Origin of the sequence: Pantoea sp. SORGH_AS_0659, assembly GCF_031453915.1 — a bacterium.
Classification (GTDB): domain Bacteria; phylum Pseudomonadota; class Gammaproteobacteria; order Enterobacterales; family Enterobacteriaceae; genus Pantoea; species Pantoea leporis.
Genome location: NZ_JAVJAK010000001.1, coordinates 3,387,096 through 3,410,647 on the forward strand (window position 1 = coordinate 3,387,096; position 23,552 = coordinate 3,410,647).

The 23,552-nt window shown below is 57.2% G+C and carries 23 protein-coding genes, 1 tRNA gene and 2 pseudogenes; 8 read left to right on the forward strand and 18 right to left on the reverse strand.

Features of this window, described 5'->3' with window-relative positions; translation table 11 throughout:
* Positions 1-13: 13 nt before the first annotated feature.
* The 10 genes from katG to hpxU form a co-directional block, all read right to left on the reverse strand.
* Complete coding sequence (katG, locus tag Q3H59_RS16095) at positions 14-2,212, reverse strand: catalase/peroxidase HPI (RefSeq protein ID WP_110867814.1); 2,199 nt, start codon at positions 2,210-2,212, stop codon at positions 14-16.
* A gap of 142 nt (positions 2,213-2,354) precedes the next feature.
* Positions 2,355-2,690 (reverse strand): hydroxyisourate hydrolase, encoded by a 336-nt coding sequence (gene uraH / locus Q3H59_RS16100; protein ID WP_101762537.1) that lies wholly within the window; start codon positions 2,688-2,690, stop codon positions 2,355-2,357.
* A complete protein-coding gene (gene uraD / locus Q3H59_RS16105; protein ID WP_192415414.1) occupies positions 2,687-3,181 on the reverse strand; it encodes a 2-oxo-4-hydroxy-4-carboxy-5-ureidoimidazoline decarboxylase in 495 nt (164 codons plus the stop codon). Before uraD ends, uraH begins: the two co-directional genes overlap by 4 nt.
* A gap of 2 nt (positions 3,182-3,183) precedes the next feature.
* Entirely contained in the window at positions 3,184-4,449 is a 1,266-nt protein-coding gene (hpxK, locus tag Q3H59_RS16110) for an allantoate amidohydrolase (RefSeq protein WP_277974560.1), read from the reverse strand.
* The gene (locus Q3H59_RS16115; protein WP_222233039.1) at positions 4,446-5,681 is read right to left on the reverse strand and encodes an alanine--glyoxylate aminotransferase family protein; all 1,236 of its coding nucleotides are present in this window, start codon (positions 5,679-5,681) and stop codon (positions 4,446-4,448) included. The genes hpxK and Q3H59_RS16115 overlap by 4 nt, the downstream gene beginning before the upstream one ends.
* A 21-nt stretch (positions 5,682-5,702) precedes the next feature.
* On the reverse strand, positions 5,703-6,434 hold the full coding sequence (locus Q3H59_RS16120; protein ID WP_101762541.1) for an amino acid ABC transporter ATP-binding protein: 732 nt from the start codon (positions 6,432-6,434) through the stop codon (positions 5,703-5,705).
* Positions 6,415-7,071 carry an amino acid ABC transporter permease gene (locus tag Q3H59_RS16125; RefSeq protein ID WP_097097590.1) on the reverse strand — a complete coding sequence of 219 codons (657 nt, stop codon included), beginning with the start codon at positions 7,069-7,071 and terminating at the stop codon, positions 6,415-6,417. Before Q3H59_RS16125 ends, Q3H59_RS16120 begins: the two co-directional genes overlap by 20 nt.
* Positions 7,071-7,736 carry an amino acid ABC transporter permease gene (locus Q3H59_RS16130; RefSeq protein ID WP_061717544.1) on the reverse strand — a complete coding sequence of 222 codons (666 nt, stop codon included), beginning with the start codon at positions 7,734-7,736 and terminating at the stop codon, positions 7,071-7,073. Before Q3H59_RS16130 ends, Q3H59_RS16125 begins: the two co-directional genes overlap by 1 nt.
* A gap of 3 nt (positions 7,737-7,739) precedes the next feature.
* On the reverse strand, positions 7,740-8,525 hold the full coding sequence (locus tag Q3H59_RS16135; RefSeq protein ID WP_097094836.1) for a transporter substrate-binding domain-containing protein: 786 nt from the start codon (positions 8,523-8,525) through the stop codon (positions 7,740-7,742).
* A 192-nt stretch (positions 8,526-8,717) separates the two neighbouring features.
* Positions 8,718-9,557 carry a MurR/RpiR family transcriptional regulator HpxU gene (gene hpxU, locus Q3H59_RS16140; RefSeq protein WP_309836734.1) on the reverse strand — a complete coding sequence of 280 codons (840 nt, stop codon included), beginning with the start codon at positions 9,555-9,557 and terminating at the stop codon, positions 8,718-8,720.
* Between the two features lie 121 nt (positions 9,558-9,678).
* Here hpxU and Q3H59_RS16145 point away from each other — a divergent pair, with 121 nt between their 5' ends.
* The 4 genes from Q3H59_RS16145 to hpxZ are packed head-to-tail and all read left to right on the forward strand — an operon-like array spanning position 9,679 to position 13,240.
* The gene (locus tag Q3H59_RS16145; protein ID WP_309835827.1) at positions 9,679-11,265 is read left to right on the forward strand and encodes a gamma-glutamyltransferase family protein; all 1,587 of its coding nucleotides are present in this window, start codon (positions 9,679-9,681) and stop codon (positions 11,263-11,265) included.
* A gap of 12 nt (positions 11,266-11,277) precedes the next feature.
* Positions 11,278-11,463, forward strand: a complete 186-nt coding sequence (hpxX, locus tag Q3H59_RS16150; RefSeq protein ID WP_061723592.1) for an oxalurate catabolism protein HpxX — start codon at positions 11,278-11,280, stop codon at positions 11,461-11,463.
* Positions 11,460-12,854, forward strand: coding sequence for an AtzE family amidohydrolase (locus tag Q3H59_RS16155; RefSeq protein ID WP_309835830.1), 1,395 nt, complete (start codon positions 11,460-11,462; stop codon positions 12,852-12,854). Before hpxX ends, Q3H59_RS16155 begins: the two co-directional genes overlap by 4 nt.
* Before the next feature lie 2 nt (positions 12,855-12,856).
* Entirely contained in the window at positions 12,857-13,240 is a 384-nt protein-coding gene (hpxZ, locus tag Q3H59_RS16160) for an oxalurate catabolism protein HpxZ (protein ID WP_309835831.1), read from the forward strand.
* 157 nt (positions 13,241-13,397) lie between these two features.
* Here the strand turns inward: hpxZ and puuE are convergent, their stop codons facing one another.
* Genes puuE through Q3H59_RS16175 form a run of 3 tightly spaced genes read right to left on the reverse strand, consistent with a single transcriptional unit; the run spans position 13,398 to position 15,837 of the window.
* Positions 13,398-14,357 carry an allantoinase PuuE gene (gene puuE, locus Q3H59_RS16165; RefSeq protein WP_271460156.1) on the reverse strand — a complete coding sequence of 320 codons (960 nt, stop codon included), beginning with the start codon at positions 14,355-14,357 and terminating at the stop codon, positions 13,398-13,400.
* Between the two features lie 29 nt (positions 14,358-14,386).
* The gene (gene hpxA / locus Q3H59_RS16170) at positions 14,387-15,118 is read right to left on the reverse strand and encodes an allantoin racemase (protein ID WP_110867823.1); all 732 of its coding nucleotides are present in this window, start codon (positions 15,116-15,118) and stop codon (positions 14,387-14,389) included.
* Positions 15,115-15,837, reverse strand: a complete 723-nt coding sequence (locus tag Q3H59_RS16175) for a GntR family transcriptional regulator (RefSeq protein WP_101762549.1) — start codon at positions 15,835-15,837, stop codon at positions 15,115-15,117. The genes hpxA and Q3H59_RS16175 overlap by 4 nt, the downstream gene beginning before the upstream one ends.
* A gap of 145 nt (positions 15,838-15,982) precedes the next feature.
* Here Q3H59_RS16175 and Q3H59_RS16180 point away from each other — a divergent pair, with 145 nt between their 5' ends.
* A complete protein-coding gene (locus tag Q3H59_RS16180; RefSeq protein ID WP_192236769.1) occupies positions 15,983-17,476 on the forward strand; it encodes an NCS1 family nucleobase:cation symporter-1 in 1,494 nt (497 codons plus the stop codon).
* A gap of 194 nt (positions 17,477-17,670) precedes the next feature.
* Here the strand turns inward: Q3H59_RS16180 and Q3H59_RS16185 are convergent.
* Together Q3H59_RS16185 and dnaQ are read right to left on the reverse strand one after the other, a co-directional pair.
* Positions 17,671-17,747, reverse strand: a tRNA-Asp gene (locus Q3H59_RS16185).
* 134 nt (positions 17,748-17,881) lie between these two features.
* Positions 17,882-18,613, reverse strand: a complete 732-nt coding sequence (gene dnaQ, locus Q3H59_RS16190) for a DNA polymerase III subunit epsilon (RefSeq protein ID WP_110867826.1) — start codon at positions 18,611-18,613, stop codon at positions 17,882-17,884.
* Here dnaQ and rnhA point away from each other — a divergent pair.
* Positions 18,567-19,134: pseudogene (gene rnhA, locus Q3H59_RS16195) on the forward strand (ribonuclease HI). The gene dnaQ and the pseudogene rnhA overlap by 47 nt on opposite strands.
* Here rnhA and Q3H59_RS16200 read toward each other — a convergent pair.
* Positions 19,119-19,853, reverse strand: a complete 735-nt coding sequence (locus tag Q3H59_RS16200; RefSeq protein ID WP_061723590.1) for a class I SAM-dependent methyltransferase — start codon at positions 19,851-19,853, stop codon at positions 19,119-19,121. The pseudogene rnhA and the gene Q3H59_RS16200 overlap by 16 nt on opposite strands.
* Positions 19,854-19,893: 40 nt before the next feature.
* Here Q3H59_RS16200 and gloB point away from each other — a divergent pair, with 40 nt between their 5' ends.
* Positions 19,894-20,649, forward strand: a complete 756-nt coding sequence (gene gloB / locus Q3H59_RS16205) for a hydroxyacylglutathione hydrolase (protein ID WP_277974557.1) — start codon at positions 19,894-19,896, stop codon at positions 20,647-20,649.
* Between the two features lie 71 nt (positions 20,650-20,720).
* Positions 20,721-22,094, forward strand: a complete 1,374-nt coding sequence (gene mltD, locus Q3H59_RS16210; protein ID WP_192415429.1) for a murein transglycosylase D — start codon at positions 20,721-20,723, stop codon at positions 22,092-22,094.
* A 150-nt stretch (positions 22,095-22,244) separates the two neighbouring features.
* On the opposite strand, the gene Q3H59_RS16215 is transcribed toward mltD, so the two are convergent.
* A complete protein-coding gene (locus tag Q3H59_RS16215) occupies positions 22,245-23,048 on the reverse strand; it encodes an endonuclease/exonuclease/phosphatase family protein (protein ID WP_008105211.1) in 804 nt (267 codons plus the stop codon).
* Between the two features lie 290 nt (positions 23,049-23,338).
* A pseudogene (locus Q3H59_RS16220) lies at positions 23,339-23,458 on the reverse strand (MFS sugar transporter); the annotation flags it as partial.
* Positions 23,459-23,552: the final 94 nt, after the last annotated feature.

Sequence of the window (23,552 nt, forward strand, 5' to 3'; positions counted from 1 at the left end):
CGGCTTTTTAAGCTTACAGCTCGAAGCGATCCAGATTCATCACTTTGGTCCAGGCGGCAACGAAGTCGGTCACGAACTTCTGCTTCGCATCGCTGCTGGCGTAAACCTCGGCCAGCGCGCGCAAGATAGCGTTCGATCCAAACACTAAGTCGGCACGTGTCGCAGTAAACTTCACTTCGCCGCTCAGACGATCGCGACCTTCAAACAGCTCTTCGCTCTCATCGGTGGCTTTCCACGCGGTACGCATGTCGAGCAGATTAACAAAGAAATCATTGCTCAGCACACCAACGCGATCGGTAAATACGCCGTGCTGGCCGCCGTCGAAGTTGGTGCCCAATACGCGCAGGCCACCGAGCAACACCGTCAATTCTGGCGCGCTCAGCGTCAGCTGTTGGGCTTTATCCAGCAGCAGCGTTTCGGTTGAAGAACCTTTGGCGCTGCGGCGATAGTTACGGAAACCATCGGCCAACGGCTGCAGGAAGTTGAACGACTCAACGTCGGTTTGATCCTGACGCGCATCCACCCGGCCCGGCGTAAACGGCACTTGCGTTGCCACGCCAGCGGCTGAAGCGGCCAGTTCGATACCCACGCTACCTGCCAGCACAATGACATCGGCCAACGATGCTTTGCCTGATTCCTGCTGAATCTTTTGCAGGATTGGCAGCACATCATTGATTACGCTGGCATTCACCGCCCAATCTTTCTGCGGCGCTAACGCCAGACGCGCACCGTTGGCTCCGCCACGTTTGTCACCGCCACGGAAGGTGGAGGCTGAAGCCCAGGCCACTGAAACCAGCTGGCTGACGCTCAGACCTGAAGCCGCAATGCGCGCTTTAATCTCGCTGATATCAGCCGGCGTTGGCTGATGAATCGCCTGCGGTAACGGATCCTGCCACAGCAGATCTTCCTTCGGCACTTCCGGGCCGATGTAACGCGCTTTTGGTCCCATATCGCGGTGCGTCAGTTTGAACCAGGCGCGGGCAAAGGCTTCGTTGAACGCCTGCGGATCGTTGAGGAAGCGGCGCGAAATCTTGCCGAACTCTTCATCGAAACGCAGCGTCAGATCGGTTACCAGCATGGTCGGTTTACGTTTTTTCTCCGGATCAAACGGATCCGGGATAATCGCTTCAGCATCAACCGCTTCGAACTGGATGGCGCCCGCTGGGCTGCGTGTCTGTACCCATTCGTATTTGAACAGGTTCTCGAAGAAGTAGTTGCTCCACTGCGTGGGAGTTTGCGTCCACACCACTTCCAGACCTGAAGTGATGGCATCTTTACCCACGCCGCTGCCATAGCTGCTGGTCCAGCCAAGGCCCTGCGCTTCAATCGGTGACTCTTCAGGATCAACGCCAACATGGCTGGCTTCTGCCGCGCCGTGGGTTTTACCCAAAGTATGACCGCCAGCAATCAGCGCCACGATCTCTTCATCGTTCATGCCCATGTTGCCGAAGGTGGCACGAATCGCCGGCGCCGCTGATTTTGGATCGCCGCTGGCTTCCGGTCCTTCCGGGTTGACGTAGATCAGGCCCATTTCGGTAGCGCCCAGCGGTGCATTGGCCAGCGCTTCTGGATGGCGATGCGCCAGCCATTCGGTTTCGTGGCCCCAATCCACATCCATATCCGGTTCCCACACGTCTTCACGACCGGCACCAAAGCCGAAGGTGCGGAAGCCGGCGTTTTCCAGCGAGACGTTACCCGCCAGAATGTAGAGATCGGCCCAGGAAATTTTTTGACCATATTTCTGTTTTACCGGCCACAACAGGCGACGCGCTTTATCGAGGCTGACGTTGTCCGGCCATGAGTTCAGCGGCGCAAAACGTTGCTGACCGCGACCTGAACCGCCACGACCATCAATGGTGCGATAAGTACCCGCGCTGTGCCACGCCATGCGAATGAACAGCCCAATATAGCTGCCCCAGTCGGCTGGCCACCAGGATTGCGAATCGGTGAGAAGTGCGCGGATATCGGCTTTTAACGCGGAGTAATCCAGTTTGCTGAATTCGTCGCGGTAGTTGAAGGTGTCACTAAGCGGGTTGGAACGGTTGGAATGTTGGTTTAACAGATCGACGCGTAACATATTGGGCCACCAGTCGCGGTTGGATGTCCCGCCACCGGCGCCGCGCGCCAGAACACTCTTCTCTTCAGACGCCCCGTGATGAAAGGGGCACTTGCCTGCGGCTGCTGCATTATCGTTATTGTCGTGCGTGCTCATGTTTATCGGCTCCATTGGCTTCATATTGCTTTCTACTATGCGACTAAGATTAGCCGCACTTTCGCCAGGAATATATTTGGATGAACCGAAGGTTTTGATAGTTACTGGCTTTCAAGCGCAGCGCGTGAAGTGGCGCACATTATCAGCTGCCGCGATAAGTCGACCACGACCACGGCGAGATGAGAAACGGCAGATGATAATGGCTGCCTGTGGCGCCAATCACGAAATCAATCTGCGCACTCACGTAGAGCGCATCGCGCCCTTCGGCAGCAAAGTAGTCGCCAATCTCCGCCGTCAAACGGTAATGACCTGGCGCCAGCGGTTCGGGCGTCAGATCTTTAATGCGTCCGTCGCTGTCGGTGTTGCCTTCCACCAGCGGCAGCCAGCCTTCCGGGCTATTTTGCTCGAGCGAAACCGCCACGCCAATCGCCGGTTTGCCCAGCGCGGTATCGAGAATATGCGTCGTAATGGTGCTCATGTGATGCTCTCCTTTAGCCGCAACAGGGTAATTTCACGCAGCTGCGCCAGCGCTTCACGCTGTTCACTCGCTGCATCATTGTTAAGCCGACGCTGCAATTCCGCCAACATCTCTTCGCCGCTGCGCCCTTTGGCACGAATCAGAAACACCCGGCCAAAGCGCTGCTCATAGGTTTGATTGCCCGCCAGCATCGCCAATTGCAGCGCGCCGTCCGCCTGCTGCATCGCCGACTGCTCACTGCGCGACAGCGTGGCCTCTTTGTCCGCGCCCGCCACGTTGTCGCCAATACGTGGATGGGCACTCAGCGCCTGCTCAAGATCAGCGGCTTGCCACCGCTGCGCCAAACGATCGGCTTCGGCCTGTAAAGCCGCAACGTCGGCAAAAGGTCGCGCCGCCACCAGCGCCTGCTGCCAGGCGGGAATCGCCACGCAGTGCGCAATCGCCGCCTGCGCAGCTTGAGGTGAAAGCTGATTAAAGTTGACCAAATCCATCTTTATTCCTTAGCGCGCGCAATATCGCAAACCGCTTGCAGATAAGCCTGCACGCCCAGCGCCACATCAGCGGTTTGTACCGATTCCGCCGGATGATGGCTGATGCCGCGATGGTTGCGCACAAACAGCATGCCCACCGGCCAGCGCTCGGCGATAGCAATTGCATCATGCCCCGCGCCGCTCGGCAGCGACAGGCTGCGCCCTTGCACGGTTTCTACCGCGTGGCTCAGCGCCTGCTGCAACCGCGCATCACAGGCGGTAGCGGCAATGTGGTAATACTCGTTGGCGCTGAAGGTTAAGCCGCGACGCAGCGCAATCGCCTGCGCCTGGGTGAGCAGCGTAGAGAGTAAACGCTCCAGCGGCTCATCCTGCGGACCGCGCACGTCAAGCGACAGCTGCACTTCACCCGGAATCACGTTGACCGCGCCCGGCAAGCAGCTCAGCGTGCCGACGGTCGCCACCAGCTGCGGATCGTGCTCTTGCGTGGTGTGCTCAATAAACACCATCCATTCAGCGGCAGCGGCCAGCGCATCTTTGCGATGCGTCATCGGCACAGTGCCCGCGTGACCCGCTTCACCGATAAAGCTGCAGTTCAGACGACGCGCGCCGTTGATCGCCGTGACCACGCCAAGCGCCAAATCTTCCTGCTCAAGACACGGACCTTGCTCGATATGCAGTTCCAGATAGGCGGCGATGTCATTGACCTGACGCGCCGCGTCGTGAATCTTCGCCGCATCGAAACCGACATCCTGCATCGCTTCCGCCACGGTGATGCCGTTGCCATCCGGGTGCGTCACCCAGCTTTCCGGCCAGCTGCCGGTAATACCACGGCTGCCGAGCAGCGTAATGCCGAAGCGCGTGCCCTCTTCGTCGCCGAAGCCGACAATCTCAATCGCCAGCGGCAAACGCTGCTGCCGATCGTGCAGCCACTGCACGGTTTCAATGGCGCTTAACACGCCGAGCATACCGTCGTAGCGACCGGCATTGCGCACCGTATCCAGATGTGAACCGAGCAGCAGCGCCTGCGCGCCCGCCTGCGCCGCTTCGTAGCGACCGCAAATGTTGCCTACCGCATCCTGCCACGTCGTCATACCCGCGGCCTGCATCCATTCACCGACGCGCGCGTTGGCACGCTGCTGCTCCGGCGACAGATAAACGCGCGTCAGGCCATCTTCGCTTTCGCTGATCTCAGCCAGCGCATCACAGCGCGCCATGACGCGAGCGGCGGCGATCTGCGCCTCGCTGGCGGTCATCAGGCTTTTATTCATGCGCGGCTCCCGTAAAGATCCCACGCCGCCTGCATCCCCGCGCCTTGCGTGGTGCGGAAGCCAACATGATTCAGCACCGCTTCCAGCGCGCTCAGGGTTTGCATCACGCAATCTTTACGCGCGTTGTAGCCCATGGTGCCGATGCGCCACACTTTGCCATGCAGCGGACCAAACGAAGTGCCGATTTCGATACCGAAATCTTCCAGCACCAGCTTGCGCACCTGATCGCCATTCACGCCCTGCGGAATCACCACGCCGAGCACGTTATTCATTTTGTGTTTTAAATCGCCAAAGGTTTCGAGGCCCATGCCCTGAATGCCTTTCAGCAGCGCATCGCCGTGTAGCTTGTGGCGCGCGATGCCGTTATCTAATCCCTCTTCCATTATCAGACGCGCACATTCACGCGCGCCAAACAGCGCGGTGGTGGCTTCGGTGTGGTGATTGAGACGTTCCGGGCCCCAGTAATCCATGATCATGCCGAGATCAAAATAGTTGGAGTAGATCATCTCGTCGTCACCATCCTGATGATCGGCGGTGCGGATGCCCTCTTCCACGCATTTGCGCTTGCGGATCACCGCTTCCATCTGCGGGCTCAGCGTGATTGGCGACGTACCGGATGGACCGCCAAGGCACTTCTGCATCCCGGCGGAGACCGCATCCAGGCCCCACGCATCGGTTTCCAGCGCGTTACCGCCGAGCGACGCGGTGGCATCGGTGTAGAACAGCACGCCATATTTCTGGCAAATCGCGCCCAGCGCTTCCAGCGGCTGCAGCATGGTGGTGGACGTATCGCCCTGCACCGTCAGCAGCAGGCGCGGCTGCACTTTTTTGATCGCGTCTTCGATCTGATCCGGCGTGAACACTTCGCCCCACGGCACTTCAATGGTGTGCACTTCCGCGCGGCAACGGCGGGCAATTTCACACAGCAGATGACCGAAACGGCCAAACACCGGCACCAGCACTTTGTCGCCCGGACGGATCGCCGACAGCAGGATCGCTTCGATACCGGCGCGTGACGTGCCGTCGATCAGCATCGTCCAGCGGTTTTCAGTGCGGAATACGCCACGGTACAGCGCCATCACCTCGTTCATGTAGTGCGTCATCGCCGGATCGTACTGGCCGATCAGCTGGCTCGACATGGCGCGCAGCACGCGCGGATCGGCATTGATCGGGCCCGGTCCCATCAACAGACGCTGTGGCGGATTAATTTGCGAAAATTGGCTGATATCCATGTTGTATTCCTTAAAGAAAGCTTAGAGGCGCACGGTAGAGATAAACTGCTTCAGCTCCGCGGTTTGCGGATTGGCGAACAGCGTTTTGCTGTCGCCCTGCTCCCAGACGCGCCCCTGATGCATAAAGACCACGCGATCGCCCACGTCGCGGGCGAAGTTCATTTCATGGGTGACAAGAATCAACGTCATGCCTTCGGCGGCCAGCTGCTCCAGCACTTTCAGCACTTCGCCCACCAGCTCGGGATCGAGCGCGGAGGTGATCTCATCACAGAGTAAAACTTTGGGCTGCATCGCCAGCGCACGGGCAATCGCCACGCGCTGCTGCTGACCGCCCGACAAATTGGCCGGATAGTAATTGATGCGCTCACCGAGGCCGACTTTCTCCAGCATCTGCGTTGCCAGCGCACGGCATTCGGCTTCACTTTTCTTCAGCACGCGGCGCGGCGCCAGCATCACGTTTTCCAGCGCCGTCATGTGCGGGAACAGGTTGAAGTTCTGGAACACCATGCCGACCGAACGGCTGATTTCACGCGCCTGCGATTCGCGGTCGGTAATTGTCATACCGCCGAGTTTGATGCTGCCTTCCTGATAACCTTCCAGCCCGTTCATGCAGCGCAGCAGGGTACTTTTACCCGATCCGCTGCGGCCGATAATCGAGATCACTTCGCCGTGATCGACATCGAGATCGACACCTTTCAAGACGTGGTTGTCGCCGTAGTACTTCTGTACCTGATTAATGGTGATGAGCGGCATTGAATTTTTTCTCCAGGTACTGGCTGTAACGCGACAGCGGATAACACATCAGGAAGTAACCGAGCGCTACCAGGCCAAACACCTTGAACGGCTCATACGTCACGTTATTCAAAATGGTGCCGGCTTTGGTCAGCTCGACGAAACCGATAATCGAGGCCAGCGCGGTGCCTTTAATCACCTGCACGGCAAACCCAACCGTAGGCGCGATGGCGATACGAATCGCCTGCGGCGCGACCACGCGAAACAGCGTTTGACCAAAGGTCAGGCCGAGACAGCGCGACGCTTCCCACTGCCCTTTTGGCAGGGCACGAATGCTGCCGTACCAGATATCCACCAGAAACGCGCTGGTGTAGAGCGTTAAGGCCAGCGAGGCGGCGGTCCATGGCGCCACGTCGATGCCGAACAAGCCGACGCCGAAGAAGGCGAGGAACAGCTGCATCAGCAGCGGCGTGCCCTGAAACAGCTCGGTGTAGGCGCGCACCAGGCGCATCGGCCATTTACGTTTCAGCAGGCGCATAAACAGCAGCGGCAAGGTCACCAGCGTGCCGCCAAAAAACGCCACCAGCGAAAGTAAAATTGTCCAGCGCGCTGCCAGCAGCAGGTTGCGCAGGATGTCCCAGTCGGTAAATTGCGTCATCATGCCGGCTGCGCTCCCAACCATTTACGTCCCAGCGCCAGCAGCAGTTGGCGCATGGCAATCGACAACGCCAGATAGATCAGCGTGGTCACGAAATAGACTTCAAAACTCAAAAAGGTGCGCGACTGAATCAGGTTGGCGGCAAAGGTCAACTCTTCGTACGACACCTGCGACACTACCGATGAACCGAGCATCACAATGATGCATTGGCTGACCAGCGCCGGATAAATACGCTGCAGCGACGGCGGCAACACCACGCGGATGAAAGTTTGCGTGCGGGTCAATCCCAGCACGCGCCCCGCTTCCCACTGGCCGCGCGGCGTCACCTGAATCCCGGCGCGAATAATTTCGGTGCTGTACGCGCCAAGGTTAATCAACATCGCCAGCAGCGCGGCTTCACCCGCCGTGAGTTTCAGACCCAGATTGGGCAAACCAAAGACGATGAAAAACAGCTGCACCACAAACGGCGTATTACGAATCAGCTCGACGTACAGGCCCCAGATGCGGCTCGCCCAGCTCGGTTTGCCGCTGCGCAGCGCCGCGCCGAGAATACCGAGGCTGACACCGCCCACGGTGGCGAGCACGGTGATCTGAATCGTGACCCACAGTCCGGCCAGCAACTCTGGCCAGTGCGGCCAGAGATCGGCGAAGTTAAGTTGCGCCATACTTTATGCGCCGAGGTTCGCTGGCAGCGGCGCTTTCAGCCACTCTTCCGACAGCTTGTTCAGCGTGCCGTCTTTGATGCCCTGCTCAATCAGCGCATTCACTTTCTCTTTCAGCGCCGGCTCATCTTTTTTCAGGCCGATGTAGCACGGTGAATCTTTCAGCATGAACTGGGCAACCGGCGCTTTTTCGGCGTTCTGGCGCGCAATCGCCGCCACTACCAGGTTGCCCGTCGCAACGTACTGCACTTGTCCGGAAAGGTAGGCCGACAGCGTGGTGTTGTTATCTTCATAACGCTTCACCTGCGCCTCTTTCGGGGCGATATCGCTTAACACCATATCTTCCACTGCACCGCGCGTGACGCCGATCGATTTGCCGCTCAGCGCTGCCGCATCTTTCAGCGTTTCGCCTTTCGGACCAAATACGCCGAGGAAGAATGGCGCGTAAGCGCGGGTGAAATCGATCACTTTTTCACGCTCGGCGTTTTTACCCATGCTGGAGATCACCAGATCGACTTTATCGGTCTGCAGATACGGCACGCGGTTGGCACTGGAAACGGGCACCAGCTGCAACTTCAGTTTCATCTGTTTAGCGAGATACTTCGCCATGTCGATATCGTAGCCCTGCGGTTGCAGATCTGTACCTACAGAACCGAACGGCGGGAAGTCTTGCGGAACCGCTACGCGGATCACGCCGCGCTTTTGGATATCCTGCAGCTGATCGGCCATCGCACTACCGACCTGCGCCATCAGCAATGCCGCGCCCGCTACCGCTAATAATACTTTTTTCATTATGCACCCCGGTGAGTTTACGTGAAACAAAAGATTCTTGATGAATCATTCTGCAACTAATGTGCCAACCGCAGTGCCGGGAGAAGAAAGGGGAAAAAACGCGGAATTACCGCGTTGAAGGCAGCAAAAAAGGGCATTGCGCCCGTTGGAATTAACGATCAAAATTAGTGCAATGCACCATAATGGCGCCCGTTAACGGTGTTCCAGCTCGTCGAGATGCTGATAAAGATCGGCAATTTGATGGATGCGCTGACGGCCCTGCGACAACATTTCGTGCAGTAACGCATTCGCCAGCAGGTTAATCAGGCTCATGGCGGAGGCGTAGCTATCAAAAGCGGAAACGCTGTCGAGCGGCGCACAAAGCTGCCAGCGCGCCAGCGTAATAATCCCCTGCGCCTGCGGCTCACACAGCGCCAGCACCGGAATGTTGCTCTGCTGCAGCTGCTGCATCAGCGGGCGAATGATGCGTGGACGGCGGCGAAACGCCATCACCACCACGATATCGTCGGGCGTGATATCCACCAGCTCTTCGCCCAACGTCTGGCCCGGCTGCGGCAGCACATGCACCTGCGGACGCGCCTGCATCAGTTGCTGACGCAGGTGCAGCGCCACCGGATAGGCGTTACGCATGCCGATGATAAATAACCGTTTTGCCGCGCCCAGCGCGCTGATCACCTCGCCAAACTGCTGCGGATCGATGCTGTTGACCCACTGCGTCAGGTTGGCCATCTCCTGCTTATAGTGGCGTGACAGTAAGGTGTTGCCCTGCACCGCATCGCGGTTGTCGGTGAGCGGCATGCCGCTCTGGCGCAGGATGCGCAGCTCGTCGCGCATGTCCTTATATTTCTCGTAACCGAGACGCTTGAATAAACGGCTGACCGTGGCCTTCGACACACCGCTCAGCCGCGCCAGCTCGGCGCTGTTGTAGCTGATCAGGTCATCAAAGTGGTCAAACACGAAGTCGGCAATGCGCTGCTCCTGCGGCGACAGTTGCGGATAGTGACTACGAAGGCGTTCATCAAGTTGTTTCATCATCGGTCCTGTAACTTTCGTTTCATCACAAGCTAGCATAAATCGATCCAGATTGATGTCCGTTCAAAACTGGAACAGCTCTTGCTTCCCATTAACCACGTACCCAGAAAAAGAGTTCTTTATGATACAGAGCAACATGGCGCCGTTAGGCATGGCCGTTACGCCGCACCATCTCGCCAGCGAAAGCGCGTTAGCGGTGCTGCGCGAAGGCGGCAATGCGCTGGAAGCGATGGTGGCCGCCGCTGCCACCATCGCCGTGGTTTACCCGCACATGAACGGTTTGGGCGGCGACGGCTTCTGGCTGGTGGTGCCGCCAAACGGCGATCCCATCGCCATTGACGCCAGCGGCGCAGCCGGTTCGCTGGCACATCTTGATTTCTACCATGGCGAAACGCAGATTCCGCATCGCGGCCCCAAAGCCGCCTTAACCGTGGCGGGTACCGTCAGCGGCTGGCAGGAAGCGTTAACGCTGGCGCAGGAACTTGGCGCGACGCCGCTGCCGTTAACCCGTCTGCTGCGCGATGCAATTCGCTATGCCGCCGACGGCATTCCGGTCACCGCCTCGCAAGCCGCCGCCACCGCCGCCAAACAGCACGAGTTGCAGCATCAACCCGGTTTTGCCGCCACCTTTTTACCGGACGGCAGCGTGCCGCTTGCTGGCAGTCGCTTCACCCAGCCGGCGCTGGCGAATACGCTGAGCATGCTGTGCGATCACGGGCTGGAAAGTTTCTATCGCGGTGAACTGGCGCACCATCTGGCGCGCGAAATGACTGCGCTGGGGATGCCGATCACGCTGGAGGATTTGCAGACGCATCAAGCCCGGCGCTGCACGCCGCTGCACCTGGCACACAGTGAAGGCGATATCTGGAACATGACGCCGCCAACGCAGGGTTTGGTGTCGCTGGCGATCCTCGGCATTACCGATCGGCTGAATATGGCTGACGCCGATGAAGCGCAAACCGTGCACCGCATCGTTGAAGCCACTAAAAAAGCCTTTGCGCTGCGCGACAAGCACATCACCGATCCGCGCCACATCGACATTGATGTGCAGCGTCTGCTGGATGAGGAACACCTCAGCACGCTGGCTGCGCAGGTGGACGATCAACAAGCCGCTGCGTGGGGCACCGGGCGCGGGCCGGGCGATACCGTGTGGATGGGCGTGATGGACAGCAGCGGATTAGCGGTTTCGTTTATCCAGAGCGTCTATCACGAATTCGGCAGCGGCGTGGTGCTGCCCGGCACCGGCATCACCTGGCAAAACCGGGGTGCCGCCTTCAGCCTGCAACCCGAACATCTGCTGGCGCTGCAGCCGGGCAAACAGCCGTTCCACACCCTGAATCCCGCCGCCGCGCGTCTCAAAGATGGCCGCACCATGGTATACGGTTCGATGGGCGGCGACGGCCAACCGCAAACCCAGGCGGCGATTTTCACCCGTCACGTGATTCAGGGACATCCGCTACAGCAGGCGGTGAGCGCGCCGCGCTGGCTGCTGGGTCGTACGTGGGGACAATCATCCGATTCGCTCAAGCTCGAAGCGCGCATCGCACCGGAAACGGTGCAGCAGCTGCGTGCGCTCGGCCATGAGGTTGAACTGCTACCCGATTTCAGTGAAGTGGTCGGCCATGCGGGCGCGATCGTCAGACACAACAACGGCATGCTGGAAGGCGCGTTCGATCCGCGCAGCAACGGCAGCGCCGCCGGTTTCTAACGGAGATTATTGATGAGTTCACAACCGGACTGGGCCACCTATATCGCCCAAATGGAGCAGATTCTGGCGCTGGAGCTGGATGATGCGCGCCGCGCCGAGCTGCTGACGCAGTTCAACCGCATCGCCGCCATGGCCGAGCCGCTGATGGCGCTGCCGCTCGACGATCGCCTGGAAGTGGCGGGAGTGTTTCATCCATGAAACTGTCGTCATTATCAATTAATGCCCTGCAGCAGGCGCTGAGTCAGGGCGAGATCAGCGCCCGCGATATCGCGCAAAACACGCTGGCGGCGATTGAACAGCATAAGGCGATCAACGCCTGGACCGAAGTCACCAGCCAGCGCATGCTGCGCGAAGCCGATCAGATCGATCTGCAGCGCCAGCGCGGTGAAGCTTTGCCGCCGCTAGCCGGCATTCCTTACGCGGTGAAAAACCTGTTTGATGTCGCCGGACACAGCACCTTAGCCGGTGCCAGCCTGTTCAGCGCACGCGCGGCGGCGCGCGAGGATGCGTGGGCGGTGAGCAAACTGCGCCAGTCTGGCGCGCTGCTCTCCGGCATGCTGAATATGGATGCCTATGCTTATGGTTTTACCACGGAAAACACCCATTACGGCGCAACGCGCAACCCGCGCGATTTAACCCGCGTGGCGGGCGGATCGTCCGGCGGTTCAGCGGCGGCGGTGGCTGCGGGTTTGGTGCACTTCTCGCTCGGTACCGACACTAACGGCTCGATCCGCGTGCCCGCTTCACTGTGCGGCATCTTTGGCCTGAAGCCGACCTTCGGCCGCCTGTCGCGCAGCGGCAGCCATCCGTTTGTCGCCAGCCTCGATCACATCGGCCCGTTTGCCCGTTCGGTTGAAGATTTGAGCCTGGTGTACGACACCTTGCAAGGTGCCGATGCCAGCGATGCCTTCCAGGCCGCGCAGCCCGTCTCGCCAGCTAGCGCAGGGCTCAGCAAGGGCGCAGAAGGCGTGCGCAGCGCGGTACTCGGCGGGTTCTTCTCAACCTGGTGCAGCGATGAAGCGCGTGCCGCCGTGGCGGTGGCAGCTAAAGCGCTGCAGGCAATCGACGAAGTGACCTTGCCGAATGCGGAGATCGCACGCTCGGCGGCCTTTATCATGACCGCCGCAGAAGGCGGCAATCACTACCTGCCGATGCTGCGCACGCAGCCGGAGCAGTTCGAGCCCAACTCGCGTGAGCGCCTGCTGGCCGGTGCGATGCTGCCTTCGGCGTGGTACGTGCAGGCCCAGCGTTTCCGCCGCCACTTCCAGCAGCAGGTGCTGCCGCTGTTTGAGCAGTTTGACGTGCTGATTGCGCCCGCCACGCCCTGCACCGCCACCACCATCGGCCAGGAAACCATTCATATCAACGGCCAGCATTTGCCGACGCGCGCCAGCATGGGCATGCTAACCCAGCCGATTTCGTTCCTCGGCTTACCGGTCTGTACCGTGCCGCTGCAAACCGCCAGCGGCTTGCCGATAGGCTTGCAGCTGATCGCTGCGCCGTTTAAAGAACATCTGGCACTGCGCGCCGCCTGGGCGCTGCAACAGCAAGGGCTGACGCTGCCACAAACCACCTTAATGGACGCCTGAAAATGACACCTGAACATATCGATCGCCCGGCAATTCTCGCCGAAGTCACCGCCGCCTTTTACCGCTATGAGCAAGCGCTGATCGGCAATGATGTTGAGGTGCTGGATGAGCTTTTCTGGCACGACAAACGTACCGTGCGTTTGGGCGCGGGTGAGAATTTGTATGGCATTGATGAGATCCGCGCTTTTCGCGCGGCGCGTCCGTCAAAAGGGTTGGAACGCGAGTTACGTAATACGGTGATCACCACTTTTGGCGATAACTATGCGGTGTGCAGTACGGAGTTTACGCGTGAAGGTGTAGAGAGGATCGGACGCCAGCAGCAGACGTGGGTGCGATTGCCATGCGGCTGGCGGATTGTCGCGGCGCAGGTGAGTTTGATGAGTTGAGTTGTTTTTCCCCTCACCCTAACCCTCTCCCGCACGCGGGAGAGGGAATGATTGGGCTACCGCACGCGAGAGAGGGAATGATTGGGTGGAGTGATTTGCTAAACCGGGGCCGGATCGGCGCCTTCTCCCGCTGGCGGGAGAAGGTTGGGATGAGGGGCTAAGCGCTCGGTGCCGGATGCGTCACGATCCAGTGATCGGCGATTTGCTGCCGCGTACACACCCACACATCTTCATGCTGCTGAATATGATCGAGGAAGCGCTGCAAGCCACGGAATTTCCCCGGACGTCCCAATAAACGACAGTGCATGCCAATCGACATCATCTTCGGTGCCGTTTCGCCCTCTTCGTACAGCACATCAAAGGTGTCGCGCAAATAGGTAAAGAACTGCTCCGCCGTGTTGAAGCCCTGCGGCGAGGCGAAGCGCATATCGTTGCACTCCAGCGTGTAAGGGATGACCAGATGCGGTTTAACCGTGCCGTCCTGACAGGTGACCTGCGTCCAGAACGGTAAATCGTCGCCGTAATAGTCGCTGTCATAGCTAAAGCCGCCCTGCTCGACCACCAAACGTCGGGTGTTGGGGCTGTCGCGGCCGGTGTACCAGCCGGTTGGCGCTTTGCCAAACAGGTCGGTTAACACGTCCACCGCCTGCTGCATGTGCTGGCGCTCGGTCTTGGCATCCATCGCCTGGTAGTGAATCCAGCGCCAGCCGTGGCTCACCACGTCGTAATCCGCCGCTTTGATCGCCTCAACGATGTCCGGATGACGCGCCAGCGCCATCGCCACGCCAAACACCGTCAGCGGCAAACCGCGCTTTTGAAACTCATTGTGGATGCGCCAGAAACCGGCGCGCGATCCGTATTCATACAGCGAATCCATCGACATATGGCGATCGGCGTAGCTGGCCGCGCCGATGATATCGGAAAGAAACTGCTCGGAACCGGCGTCGCCATGCAACACGTTGTTCTCGGCGCCCTCTTCGTAATTAAGGACAAACTGCACCGCGACGCGCGCTTTGCCCGGCCACTGCGCATGCGGCGGGTTGCCAGCGTAGCCGATCAGATCGCGGGGATAGTTTTTGTTGAAGCTGTACTCTTTCTTGCCAGATACATCATTCATTCTGTAAGTTCCTGTCGCTCAACCAGTGGTTAGTTTAGGTGCTGAAAGGCTCCGCTGAGCGGTTTTTCGAGTGGATAATCGAGATCGCCGTGCTTGCTGGTACCAAAGCCTAGCGCCACCAGCGACTCCACCATTTTTACCGCAGCGCTGACCCCGTCGATTACCGGCATGCCCAGTTCTTTGGTGAGATCCTGCGCCAGCGTAGCCATACCGCCACAGCCCAGCACAATCGCGCCGCTGCCATCTTCGCGTTTGGCCTGCATGCAGCGCTGACGCACTTTCTCCTGCGCCACGCCGCTGCCGTCTTCCAGCGCCAGCACCGGCAGATCGATGGCGTGCAGCGCGGCACAATGGTGTGTGAAGCCATATTGCTGCAGCAGATGGCGCGCAATCACCAGCGTGCGCGGCAAGGTGGTGACAATCGAAAAGCGCGTCGCCACCAGCGTGGCGGTGTGCATGGCCGCTTCCGCAATGCCAATTACCGGGCCGCTTGCCAGTTCACGCGCCGCCAGCAATCCCGGATCGCCGAAGCAGGCAATGATATGGCCGCTCACGCCCTGCTCTTTGCCGCGTTTCACCTGCTCCAGCACACCAATCGCCGCGATGGCTTCATCAAAATGACCTTCAATCGACTCGACGCCGTGAGTCGGGCACACCGCCAGAATCTCGGTGCCCGGCGCGGCGACGGCGCGCGCGGCAGTACCCATGGTTTCCGTCATCGCTAAGCTGGTGTTGGGATTGATGACCTGAATCAGGCTCATGATGCCGCTCCTTTGTTACCGGCAAATAACCGGGTGAAATCAGGCAAGGTTTCGCCGCTGCGCTCAAAGTGCAGGCTGGCAACAATGTGTTCGAAGTGATGCTGCAGCGCCGCCGTCAACCCCGGCAGATCTTTTTGCCGCAGCAGATCCACCAGCCGATCGTGATGATCGCATCGGCAGCCGCGCTGCCACGGTGCACCGTAAGCGGCAATCACCAGCGACGAACGCTGCGTCAGGCGCGTCACCATATCGGTGAGCACTGCGTTACCGGAGATCGCCTGCAGCTGAATATGGAACGCGGCGGAGAGACGAATCGCCGCGGCACCATCATGCTGATCATGTGCCTGCTGCTCTTCTTCAATCAGCACGCCGAGTGCCGCTAAGTGCGGTGCCTGCACGTGGCTCAGCACCGCCGGCAGATTGGCGCACTCTAATAAACTGCGGGTGGCGAAGATGTCGCGGGCTTCATCCACGCCCGGCGTCGCCACCTGTGCACCACGCCTGGGCGACAAAGTGATCATTTGCACCGCGGCGAGGCGTTGCAGCACCTTACGAATGCCGGTGCGACTCACGCCGAAGACATCCGATAAGGCTTCTTCCGGCAATTTACTGCCCGGCGGCAGTTGATGCTCAACGATGGCGGTAAGCAGCGCCTGATAGATAGGTTCATCGCGATCGTTCAGATCGGCAGCCGTTTTCTGGCCTGTTTCACTTTTCATTACCTGCTCCGGTAAGTGACTGTGTGCTGCACATCGTATACGTGAAATTAATTTTTTGTATACAAGAAATCATTTCTGGCCTGGATCCTGCAATACCGTTTCACGCTGTGATTATTTTTCCATGATGTTGAGAGGAGCAGGTTTCATGCCAAATCATTCTGAAGTGACCTCGCGGGTGGCCTCTGAAGCCAACGCACAATACAGTCCACGTCTGTGTAATGACGATCTGGCGCCGACGCGCGACCAGAACTGGTCGTGGTACAACATCTTTTCGTTCTGGATGTCGGACGTGCACAGCATGGGCGGCTACGTGGTGGCCGCCAGCTTCTTTACCCTCGGGCTGGCGAGCTGGCAGGTGCTGCTGTGCTTGTTAGTGGGCATCTGCATTGTGCAGCTGTGCGCCAATCTGGTGGCCAAACCGAGCCAGATGGCAGGCGTACCGTACGCGGTGATTTCGCGTCAGGCGTTTGGCGTGTTCGGCGCTAACATCCCGGCGATTATTCGCGGGCTGATCGCTTTTGCGTGGTACGGCATCCAGACTTATCTGGCGGCTAACGCGCTAATGCTGGTGCTGCTGAAGTTCTTCCCCACCCTGAGCAGCATGACGCAAAGTAGCTGGCTCGGCTTATCTCAGCTGGGCTGGTGTTGTTTCGGTGTGATGTGGTTACTGCAGGCGATGGTGTTCTGGCACGGCATGAACGCGATTAAACGCTTTATTGATGTCGCCGGTCCGGCGGTGTACGTGGTGATGGTGGCGCTGGCGGGCTGGATTGTATACAAAACCGGTTTCGATGGTATCTCCTTTACGCTGGCCAGCAAGCAGTTGAGCACCGGCGAGCAAACCTGGCAGATGATTACCGCCACCGCGCTGGTGGTCTCCTACTTCTCCGGTCCGCTGCTGAATTTTGGTGACTTCTCGCGTTACGGCAAAAGCATGGGCGAAATTCGTCGCGGCAACCGCTGGGGCTTACCGTTCAACTTCCTGCTGTTCTCGATTGTCACCGTGGTGATTGTCTCCGGTACGCAATCGCTGTTCGGCAGAATGATCACCGATCCGATTGAAACTGTCAGCATGGTGGGTAACGACGTGGCGGTGGCGATTGGCCTGCTGACCATGATTATCGCTACCATCGGCATTAATATCGTGGCGAACTTTGTTTCGCCGGCATTCGACTTCTCGAACTGCTCACCGCAGAAAATCAGCTTCCGCACCGGTGGCATGATTGCCGCAGTCGGTTCGGTGTTACTGACGCCGTGGAACCTGTTCCAGTCGCCAGAACTGATTCACTACACGCTGGATGTGCTGGGCTCGTTTATTGGGCCGCTGTTTGGCATCCTGGTGGCCGATTTCTATCTGATCAAACGCAGCAAAGTCTACGTGGATGACCTGTTTGATGACACGCCGAAAGGACGTTACTGGTATCGCGGCGGCTTCAACCCGAAAGCGATTGCCGCGCTGCTGCCGTCGGTGGGCATTTGTCTGGTGATCAGCTTTATTCCTTCACTGCATGCGGTGGCGAACTTTAGCTGGTTTATCGGCGTGGCGTTGGGTGCGGGCTGCTATCGCTGGCTGGCGCGCGCTGACCGCGAAGAGTCGGTGGCGGCGTATCGCGCGACGGTGGCGGTACAGAAGGATTAAGTTGCGTGCGCGCTGGCCCTCATCCCAACCTTCTCCCGCTAGCGGGAGAAGGGGCAGCTCGCTGCGAGGGTTAACATCGAGCGCGATCAGCGCCTTCGCCCAGTTGCGTGAGAAGGCGGGGGATTAGGGAAAATGACACCATTTAGAAAAAGCAAAAAGCCGATGCATTTCTGCATCGGCTTCTTTAAATAGATTGGCGGAACGGACGGGGCTCGAACCCGCGACCCCCTGCGTGACAGGCAGGTATTCTAACCAACTGAACTACCGCTCCGCGCTTTGTTCCCCGTCGAGAACGAGGCGCATATTAATAGCAGCTTTCACACCCGTCAACGCTTTTTCTGTGGGAATGTTTCGTTTGACGTTTTTTTCAGCTTAACGTCGATTTTGCACGCAAAATCAGCCGTTTTACACGCGCCACAAGCAGCTACCACCCTTCTTCTGCACCAAATCCAGACGACCTTCGTGCGCAGCAATCTCTTCATCGCTGGCGCTGACCACGCGCAGACCTGAACTCGGACGCACAATGCGCTGAATGTTCTCCGCGCCGCCCTGATTGTTCTGCTCACCGTCCAGAGAAAATGCCAGCGAGGTTTGACCGCCGGTCATCATCAGGAATACTTCGGCCAGAATCTCGGCATCGAGCAGTGCGCCGTGCAGCGTACGCTTGCTGTTGTCGATTTCATAACGGTTGCACAATGCATCGAGGCTGTTGCGCTTGCCGGGATACATCTTACGCGCCATCGCCAGGCTATCGGTGATCTGGCAGAAGGTTTCGGTTTTGCCGATATCCCGCTTCAGCATGCCGAATTCATAATCCATAAAGCCGATATCGAACGATGCGTTATGGATCACCAGCTCTGCGCCACGGATGTAATCAAGGAATTCGTCGGCGATATCCGCAAACATCGGCTTATCAGCGAGGAATTCATCGGCGATACCGTGAACGCCGAACGCTTCCGGATCCACCAGCCGATCGGGCTTCAGATACATATGGAAGTTGTTGCCGGTCAGGCGACGGTTGATCACCTCAACCGCACCAATTTCAATGATGCGATGTCCTTCATAATGTACACCGATCATGTTCATGCCGGTGGTTTCAGTATCGAGGACGATCTGGCGGTTATTTGCAGTGCTCATAGGACTCGTTTTATGTCAGACTTGGCGTTTTGTCAGAAGGAAGTCTACCAGAGATGCGCAAACAGGTAGAAATATTCACCGATGGATCTTGCCTGGGCAATCCCGGTCCCGGCGGTTATGGCGCCATTTTACGTTATGGCGCGCATGAAAAAGAGTTCAGTACAGGTTATCGCCTCACCACTAACAATCGCATGGAAATGATGGCGGCTATCGTGGCGCTCGAAGCGTTGAAACAGCCGTGTGAGGTGGTGATCAGCACCGACAGCCAATATGTTCGTCAGGGTATCACCAGCTGGATCCACAACTGGAAGAAGCGCGGCTGGAAAACCGCCGATAAAAAACCGGTGAAAAATGTCGATCTGTGGAAACGCCTCGATGTGGCGCTCAGCAACCATGAAATTAAGTGGGAATGGGTAAAAGGCCACGCGGGGCATCCGGAGAACGAACGCTGCGACGAACTGGCACGCAGCGCGGCGGGAAAGCCCACTCAGGATGATATCGGTTATCAGGTTGAATCCTGATCCTTCACTTCACGAAACTGGCGCGTGACATTAACCGTTTGCCGTAGCTGGCTTTGACTCAGATTCTTCTTCATTTTGGTGGGCGTTAGCGGGAACGTACGTTTACGTGCCACCACAATGTTCAAACAACCGAGCGCCGGTAAATGCGCGCTGATCACCCTGCCGCCCTGCCGATGCCACGGCACCACCTGGAAACGGGTGCGGTAAACCACCTCATAATTCAGCAGGCCCAGCCAGTCGAGCAATCGTACCTGGCTGAACATCCGTCCACTCCACGGCGCGCGCGAGTGCAAACCCGGAATGCCTTTGCTAATCCCTAATAAACTGAAAGGGTTGAAGCCGCTGATGATCATCCATCCATCATCGATCAATACCCGATCCACTTCACGCAGTACGCGGTGCGGATCCTGACTCCACGCCAACGTGTGCGCAAGTAAACAGGCATCAACGGATTTAGATTCAAAGGGTAATTGCGTGTTATTGGCGATAACCTGTAATTCATCGCCCTCAATGCCCACATTCACCTGATGCGATATGGCACACTGGCTGGTGTTGATTTCTGCGCTGAGGCTGCCAATTTTAAGCATATGAAAGCCATATAGCTTGCCGAGATAAGGCTGCAGTTGCTGAGTGAGCGCGTCGCGAAAATAGTCTCCCATTGGCATATCGCGCCAGGAGCGCGGTGCAGTCAGGATTTGGCGTGTTTTAGCCGGCTTCATGCTCTACCATTTTCCTTTTTCTACGACCTGAGAGGTGTTTATGAATCTTACCAGCATTCCCGCATTGCAGGATAACTACATCTGGACACTGACGGACGATGACAACAGGTGTTTGATAGTCGATCCCGGCGAAGCACAGCCGGTGCTGGATAAAATCAGGGCCAATCATTGGCAACCCGTGGCGATTTTGCTGACACATCATCATCACGATCACGTCGGCGGTGTGGATGAGCTGTTGCAGCACTATCCCGATGTGGCGGTTTTCGGTCCACAGGAAACGGCAGATAAAGGGGCGAAGCGTATTGTGGCCGAAGGTGATGAATTTACCCTGCTTGGGCTGAATTTCCGTGTCATCGCAACACCCGGTCACACTTTAGGACATATCTCATATTTCAGCTCCCCTTATCTTTTCTGTGGTGACACGATGTTTTCTGGCGGCTGCGGGCGATTATTTGAAGGCACTGCAGAGCAAATGTTCGAATCATTTCAAAAACTTAATCAGCTCCCTGAAGATACTCTCGTTTGCTGCGCGCATGAGTACACTTTATCCAATATGAAGTTTGCTGCGGCTATTCTGCCCCACGACCCTAAAATTTTGGCAAGGTATCAGCAAATTAAGGACTTACGCGCAGAAAACCGCATCACTTTACCAACAAAACTGGCCTTAGAGCGGGAAATAAATTTATTTTTACGCACGCAAGAGGCTGATTTACAACAGGCTTTAGGCACTAATGTCTCATCATCAGCGTTATGGCAAACTTTCGCCGATCTACGCGAGAAGAAAGACCGCTTTTGATATTTGAGGTTGTGTTGTGGTGGACCGTCACGTATAGTTGCTCGTCTTTTAAGCGAACTATTGACACACACATGAAGGCTAAAGCGATCTTACTCGCCTCGGTCTTGCTGGTAGGATGTCAGGCATCAAGGAATGACGCCAATATCCCCGTACAGCATGCCCAGAGTCTGTCTTCAGCTGGTCAAGGTGAAAATGGAAAGTACGGAGATCGATTGTTGTCGCCGCGATGGCAGGATGATGGAACAAGCCTCGCAGAAGATACTGATCTCTGGAATCACATTAGTGACGAGTTGAAGATGGGGATTCCGGAAAACAGCCGGATCCGCGAACAAAAAACAAAATTTTTAAAAAATAAGAGCTATCTCCACGATGTAACATTACGGGCAGAGCCGTACATGTACTGGATTGTCGAGCAGATACAGAAACGTAAAATGCCGATGGAACTGGTACTGCTACCCATAGTGGAGAGCGCTTTTGACCCACACGCAACATCTTCTGCGAATGCCGCCGGCATCTGGCAGATTGTTGCACAAACGGGCAAAAACTATGGTTTGAAACAGAACCAATGGTACGACGGACGCCGCGATGTGGTGGCCTCGACCAAAGTAGCGCTGGATATGATGCAGCGTCTGAACGGTATGTTTGACGGCGACTGGTTACTGACCATCGCCGCCTATAACAGCGGTGAAGGACGTGTGCTGAAGGCGATGAAACAGAATAAGGCGCGCGGTAAGCCGACTGACTTCTGGAGTTTATCGCTGCCCCGCGAGACCACGGTTTACGTACCTAAAATGTTGGCCTTGAGTGAGATTCTCAAGAACAACAAGCGTTACGGTATCAAACTGCCGACCCCGAACGAGAGCCGTGCTTTAGCTCGCGTAGAGGTGGGACAGCAGATTGAACTGACGCAGGCCGCCGATATGGCCGGTATGTCTCTCAGCAAGCTGAAGACATTTAATGCCGGTTATAAAAACGGTGCCACTGCGCCAAATGGACCGCACTACATTATGGTGCCTAAGTCCAACGTTGCTAAGTTGCGCGATTCACTGGCTTCCGGTGATATCGCTTCCGTGCAGCCTACCGAGATGGCGAAAGTCAGTGCGGCAGGAAACAGCTATACGGTACGCAAAGGTGACACCTTGTCTGGCATTGCCAACAAGCTTGGCGTAAGCGTCAGTGCACTGAAACAGCAGAACAATCTGCGCAGCGCTTCAGTTCGTACCGGTCAGACTCTGACCGTGAACGGCAAAGCGAGCACGCAATTGGCTGATAACGGCAACAGCATCACCTACCGTGTACGTAAGGGTGATTCTTTTGCCAGTATTGCTAAACGCCACGGTGTGAACACCAAAGACGTTATGCGCTGGAACAGTGACGCTAAAGACATTCAGCCGGGCGACAAGCTCACGCTGTTTGTGAATAATAGCGCAACACCTGATACCTAATGCCCCGAAAAGGCTGGCTTTTGTCAGCCTTTTTCATTTTCTGCTTCTGCTAAATTCTGCATATCGCCTGTTCAGGCTCTGACTCGCCCTTCCCTGCATTATTTCAGCTGAACATTAACTGTTGCGAGGCGTGAGTTCGAGCGTATTAGCTTAACGCTCGATACCGTAGAGAGAGTTGAACTCAACCAGCAGCGGATTGTGATCTGATGCGCGCGTCACCAGCACAGAAGCTTCACTGACCTTCATATCGCGGTAGAAGACGAAATCCAGTGGGCGCCCAAAGGCTTTTCGGCGATGGTCATCGGTGAAGTTCACCTCACGCAAAGACATCTCCCGCGCAAAGCGATATAGCGCATTCATGCGCTGGCGGCTCCAGGCGTTAAAATCTCCCGCCATGATCACCGGCCCACGATGATGTTGAATCTGTTCGCCAATCGGCCCCAACTGTTTGCTGTAGACATCGACACCGAGACTGAAATTGACCGCGTGGATATTCACCACCATCAGCATTTCGCCCGTGGGTAATGGATACGCCGTGACCAGCGCAGATTTGGCCAAACGCAGCAGCGGCTCACGTTCCCTTAGTGGGCAACAGTACACAGGGTGCGCAGACGCCAACGTCATGACGCCGGAAGGATGTTGCGGTAAGACAAAGGCCGGCACCTGATCGGCCGCAAGATAGTTACTGGTGGCGAATTTGACCAGTTCAGGCGTGGCCTGCGCCTCCTGCAGCAGAACAAGGTGGGCATCTTTGCCAAAACCCTGGAGCACAGACATCCAGTCTGCACGCTGTTGCTTAAAGATATTCCAGACTAAAACTCGCAGTGTGGGATCAGCTGGCAAAGGTGCGCCAGGCGGTAATGCCTGCCCAAGATGCAGCATTGCCCCCGGCGGAAAAATCCGTTCTGCTGGTTGACCGGCTACATAACGCATTGAATAAGTTTTTTTCCGCACTTTCCCGCCCAACTGGTTTACGACTCGTACTTCACCTGACTGTTATAGGGATTTTAGCGCGGGGTTTCAATTGGTGTTCTTGATTGTCGGAATTCGCCTCACAGCTTACCAATGTAAAAGCCTGCCAGCTGGCAGGCTTTTGTGCATGTCATTCCATCGCTATCGCAGTCTGAGTTTTATCGGGTTGGCCACTCAATCGCCCTAGCAGCAGCGCGCCAGGTACAATTACGGTGCCGATCCACGGGGTTTACGCCAATCCATAATGTTCAACAATGCAGAATCACGCTCACTGCGGCAGGCAGAGTAATACGGAGTTGTTCAGCGATGGTTGGGCTCAGAACGACGATAACAAATTCTGTCGTTCCGATCGCACAGGCACTGATCGTCAGCGCCCAAAGTGCAATTGGCATGATTAACTCCCATTAAGGTTTTAATGGGCATTAGTGTTGCCGCATGCTTTAATGACAAAAAGATGCAAAGTGCGAATAGACTTTTGCTTTTGGA

Excerpts from the sequence above, each read along its gene's own strand:
- katG (WP_110867814.1), bottom strand. The coding sequence starts at position 2,212 with ATGAGCACGCACGACAATAACGATAATGCAGCAGCCGCAGGCAAGTGC.
- uraH (WP_101762537.1), bottom strand. The coding sequence starts at position 2,690 with ATGAGCACCATTACGACGCATATTCTCGATACCGCGCTGGGCAAACCG.
- uraD (WP_192415414.1), bottom strand. The coding sequence starts at position 3,181 with ATGGATTTGGTCAACTTTAATCAGCTTTCACCTCAAGCTGCGCAGGCG.
- hpxK (WP_277974560.1), bottom strand. The coding sequence starts at position 4,449 with ATGAATAAAAGCCTGATGACCGCCAGCGAGGCGCAGATCGCCGCCGCT.
- Q3H59_RS16115 (WP_222233039.1), bottom strand. The coding sequence starts at position 5,681 with ATGGATATCAGCCAATTTTCGCAAATTAATCCGCCACAGCGTCTGTTG.
- Q3H59_RS16120 (WP_101762541.1), bottom strand. The coding sequence starts at position 6,434 with ATGCCGCTCATCACCATTAATCAGGTACAGAAGTACTACGGCGACAAC.
- Q3H59_RS16125 (WP_097097590.1), bottom strand. The coding sequence starts at position 7,071 with ATGACGCAATTTACCGACTGGGACATCCTGCGCAACCTGCTGCTGGCA.
- Q3H59_RS16130 (WP_061717544.1), bottom strand. The coding sequence starts at position 7,736 with ATGGCGCAACTTAACTTCGCCGATCTCTGGCCGCACTGGCCAGAGTTG.
- Q3H59_RS16135 (WP_097094836.1), bottom strand. The coding sequence starts at position 8,525 with ATGAAAAAAGTATTATTAGCGGTAGCGGGCGCGGCATTGCTGATGGCG.
- hpxU (WP_309836734.1), bottom strand. The coding sequence starts at position 9,557 with ATGAAACAACTTGATGAACGCCTTCGTAGTCACTATCCGCAACTGTCG.
- Q3H59_RS16145 (WP_309835827.1), top strand. The coding sequence starts at position 9,679 with ATGATACAGAGCAACATGGCGCCGTTAGGCATGGCCGTTACGCCGCAC.
- hpxX (WP_061723592.1), top strand. The coding sequence starts at position 11,278 with ATGAGTTCACAACCGGACTGGGCCACCTATATCGCCCAAATGGAGCAG.
- Q3H59_RS16155 (WP_309835830.1), top strand. The coding sequence starts at position 11,460 with ATGAAACTGTCGTCATTATCAATTAATGCCCTGCAGCAGGCGCTGAGT.
- hpxZ (WP_309835831.1), top strand. The coding sequence starts at position 12,857 with ATGACACCTGAACATATCGATCGCCCGGCAATTCTCGCCGAAGTCACC.
- puuE (WP_271460156.1), bottom strand. The coding sequence starts at position 14,357 with ATGAATGATGTATCTGGCAAGAAAGAGTACAGCTTCAACAAAAACTAT.
- hpxA (WP_110867823.1), bottom strand. The coding sequence starts at position 15,118 with ATGAGCCTGATTCAGGTCATCAATCCCAACACCAGCTTAGCGATGACG.
- Q3H59_RS16175 (WP_101762549.1), bottom strand. The coding sequence starts at position 15,837 with ATGAAAAGTGAAACAGGCCAGAAAACGGCTGCCGATCTGAACGATCGC.
- Q3H59_RS16180 (WP_192236769.1), top strand. The coding sequence starts at position 15,983 with ATGCCAAATCATTCTGAAGTGACCTCGCGGGTGGCCTCTGAAGCCAAC.
- dnaQ (WP_110867826.1), bottom strand. The coding sequence starts at position 18,613 with ATGAGCACTGCAAATAACCGCCAGATCGTCCTCGATACTGAAACCACC.
- Q3H59_RS16200 (WP_061723590.1), bottom strand. The coding sequence starts at position 19,853 with ATGAAGCCGGCTAAAACACGCCAAATCCTGACTGCACCGCGCTCCTGG.
- gloB (WP_277974557.1), top strand. The coding sequence starts at position 19,894 with ATGAATCTTACCAGCATTCCCGCATTGCAGGATAACTACATCTGGACA.
- mltD (WP_192415429.1), top strand. The coding sequence starts at position 20,721 with ATGAAGGCTAAAGCGATCTTACTCGCCTCGGTCTTGCTGGTAGGATGT.